2 protein-coding genes are annotated in these 2,870 nt (G+C 69.2%); one reads left to right on the forward strand and one right to left on the reverse strand.

Annotation, left to right across the window (positions count from 1 at the left end; genetic code table 11):
- Positions 1-68 precede the first annotated feature (68 nt).
- Positions 69-1,232, reverse strand: coding sequence for a steroid 3-ketoacyl-CoA thiolase (locus ACFWY9_RS00410; protein ID WP_378327604.1), 1,164 nt, complete (start codon positions 1,230-1,232; stop codon positions 69-71).
- A 247-nt stretch (positions 1,233-1,479) separates the two neighbouring features.
- Here ACFWY9_RS00410 and ACFWY9_RS00415 point away from each other — a divergent pair, with 247 nt between their 5' ends.
- Positions 1,480-2,706 (forward strand): cytochrome P450, encoded by a 1,227-nt coding sequence (locus ACFWY9_RS00415; RefSeq protein ID WP_378337797.1) that lies wholly within the window; start codon positions 1,480-1,482, stop codon positions 2,704-2,706.
- Positions 2,707-2,870: the final 164 nt, after the last annotated feature.

A 2,870-nucleotide genomic window follows, 5' to 3' on the forward strand; every position in this document is an offset into this window, starting at 1 on the left:
CTCAACCCCCGCCCGATGCACCGGGCGGGTTCGGGCCGCTGGGGGCCCGGCCGGAACGCGCACGAGTTCTAGAGGCGCTCGATGATGCTGGCGGTGGCGAGCGCGCCGCCGGCGCACATCGTCACCAGCGCGGTCGAGGCGTCCCGGCGTTCCAGCTCGTGCAACGCCGTGGTGAGCAGCCGCGAGCCGGTGCTGCCCACCGGGTGCCCGAGCGCGATGGCCCCGCCGTTGACGTTCACGCGCGACTCGTCCGGGCCGTGCACGCGCTGCCAGGACAGCACCACCGACGCGAAGGCTTCGTTGACCTCGAACAGGTCCGGGTCGCCGATGGTCATCCCGGCCTTGGCGAGCACCCGTTCGGTGGCGCGGACCGGGCCGTCGAGGTGGTAGTACGGCTCGGCGCCGACGAGTGCCTGGGCGACGATCCGGGCGCGTGGCCGGAGGCCGAGCGCCTTCGCGCGATCGGCGTCCATGAGCAGGAGCGCGGCGGCGCCGTCGGAGATCTGTGACGACGTGCCCGCGGTGTGGATTCCGTTGTCCAGCACCGGCTTGAGCTTCGCGAGCCCGTCGACGGTGGTTTCCCGCAGGCCCTGATCGCGGTTCACCAGCCGGGTCTCCCCGGTCGGGGCGCCGTCCTCGCCGAGGACGGGCGCCTTGACCGGCACGATCTCGCGGTCGAAGTGCCCGGCGGCCCACGCGGCGGCGGCCTTGCGCTGCGACTCGGTGCCGAACCGGTCGACGTCCTCGCGGGTGATGCCGCGGCGTTCGGCGATGCGCTCGGCCGCGCCGTACTGGTTGGGCATGTCGATCGACCAGGACGACGGCCGCGGGGTGCCCGCCTCGGTGCCGCGGTTGGCGCCGAGCGGGACCCGGCTCATCGCCTCGACCCCGCAGGCGATCCCGGTGTCGATCGCGCCGGTCGCGATGAGCCCCGCGATGAGGTGCGCGGCCTGCTGCGCGGAGCCGCACTGCGCGTCGATGGTCGTCGCGCCGGCGGTCTCGGGCAGCCCGGCGTGCAGCCACGCGGTGCGCGTGACGTTGTTCGACTGCTCGCCCGCCTGTGTCACCGAACCGCCGATGAGCTGCTCGACGAGTTCGGGCTCGATCCCGGCCCGGTCGAGCACCGCGCGCTGTGCGGCGCCGAGCAGTTCGGCCGCGTGCAGCCCGGCCAGCCACCCGCGGCGCTTGCCGATCGGGGTGCGCACGGCCTCGACGATCACTGGCGTGCCCATGCGTGTCCCTTTCGTCCGTCAACACCGTTCACTCGGCCAAAACTAGAACATGTTCCTATTTTTGGCAAGGGTAGGCAGCATTGACGCTATCTGGATCTTGACCGAGTGAGCGCTCGATCACCTGCGACTCTGTCGCCCACATCGATAAAGTTAACGGGTTTCACTGAATCCTCTTCCCTTGGTTAACACCGTATGCTCTAATCCCCTCTAGAACGTGTTTCATCGGCGAACCGCGTAGGAGGCACCTGTGGCAGCTCCGCTGATCCCCGCCGGTTTCGACTTCACCGACCCGGACCTCTACGCGAATCGGCTGCCGCTGGCCGAGTTCGCCGAACTCCGGCGTACCGCACCGGTGTGGTGGAATCCGCAGGCCCGCAACACCGCCGGTTTCGGCGACGACGGCTACTGGGTGGTCACGCGGCACGCGGACGTCAAGGAAGTCTCGCGGGACAGCCAGCTCTACTCTTCGAGCGAGAAGACCGCGATCATCCGGTTCGACGAGAACACGACCGACGAGATGCTCAACGCCAACCGTCTCGTCCTGTTGAACATGGACGCGCCGCAGCACACGAAGCTCCGGCGCATCGTCTCGAAGGGTTTCACCCCGCGCTCGATCTCGCGGCTGGAAGACACGCTGCGCGAGCGCGCCGAGCGGATCGTCGCCGAGGCGAAGAAGAAGGGCACGGGCGACTTCGTCACCGACGTCGCCTGCGAACTCCCGTTGCAGGCCATCGCCGAGCTCATCGGCATCCCGCAGGAGGACCGCCTCAAGATCTTCGACTGGTCCAACCAGATGATCGCCTACGACGACCCCGAATACGAGGTCGAGCCCATCGCCGCCTCCGCCGAAATCCTCGGCTACGCCTGGAACATGGCCGAGGAACGGCGAAAATGCCCGATGGACGACATCGTCACGAAGCTCATCCAGGCCGACGTCGACGGCGAGTCGCTCGCCTCCGACGAGTTCGGCTTCTTCGTCATCCTGCTCGCCGTGGCGGGCAACGAAACCACGCGCAACGCCATCACCCATGGCATGAAGGCGCTGCTGGATCACCCCGAGCAGTGGGAGATCTACCGCGAACAGCGCCCGAAGACCGCGCCCGACGAGATCGTCCGGTGGGCCACCCCCGTCGTCGCGTTCCAGCGCACCGCCACCCGGGACACCGTGCTCGGCGGCCAGGAGATCCACGCGGGCGACCGGGTCGGCATGTTCTACAGCTCGGCCAACTTCGACCCCGACGTCTTCGACGCCCCCGAACGGTTCGACATCCTGCGCGAGGACAACCCGCACGTCGGTTTCGGTGGCACCGGATCGCACTACTGCATCGGCGCCAACCTCGCCCGGCTCGAGATCGACCTGATCTTCAACGCCATCGCCGACGTCATGCCCGGCATCACCGAGGCGGCCCCGCCTCAGCGGCTCCGTTCCAGCTGGCTCAACGGGATCAAGCACTACCCAGTGAACTACGGCTGATTCCTCAAGGGGCCCGAGACGACGGTCTGGCCGGGTCCGTGGCGAAGTACGCCGAAGCCCGGGGGGGGGGGGCGGGGGGCCCCCCCCCGGGGTGGTGGGGGCCCCCCCGGGCCGGGGGGGGGGGGGCCCCGGGGCGGGGGGGGTTAGAAAAAAAACGTGCCACC

This window comes from Amycolatopsis sp. NPDC059027 (genome assembly GCF_042739735.1).
GTDB lineage: Bacteria > Actinomycetota > Actinomycetes > Mycobacteriales > Pseudonocardiaceae > Amycolatopsis.

What these genes read in the sequence shown, in the direction of transcription:
- ACFWY9_RS00410 (WP_378327604.1), bottom strand. Translation starts at nt 1,232, where the DNA reads ATGGGCACGCCAGTGATCGTCGAGGCCGTGCGCACCCCGATCGGCAAG.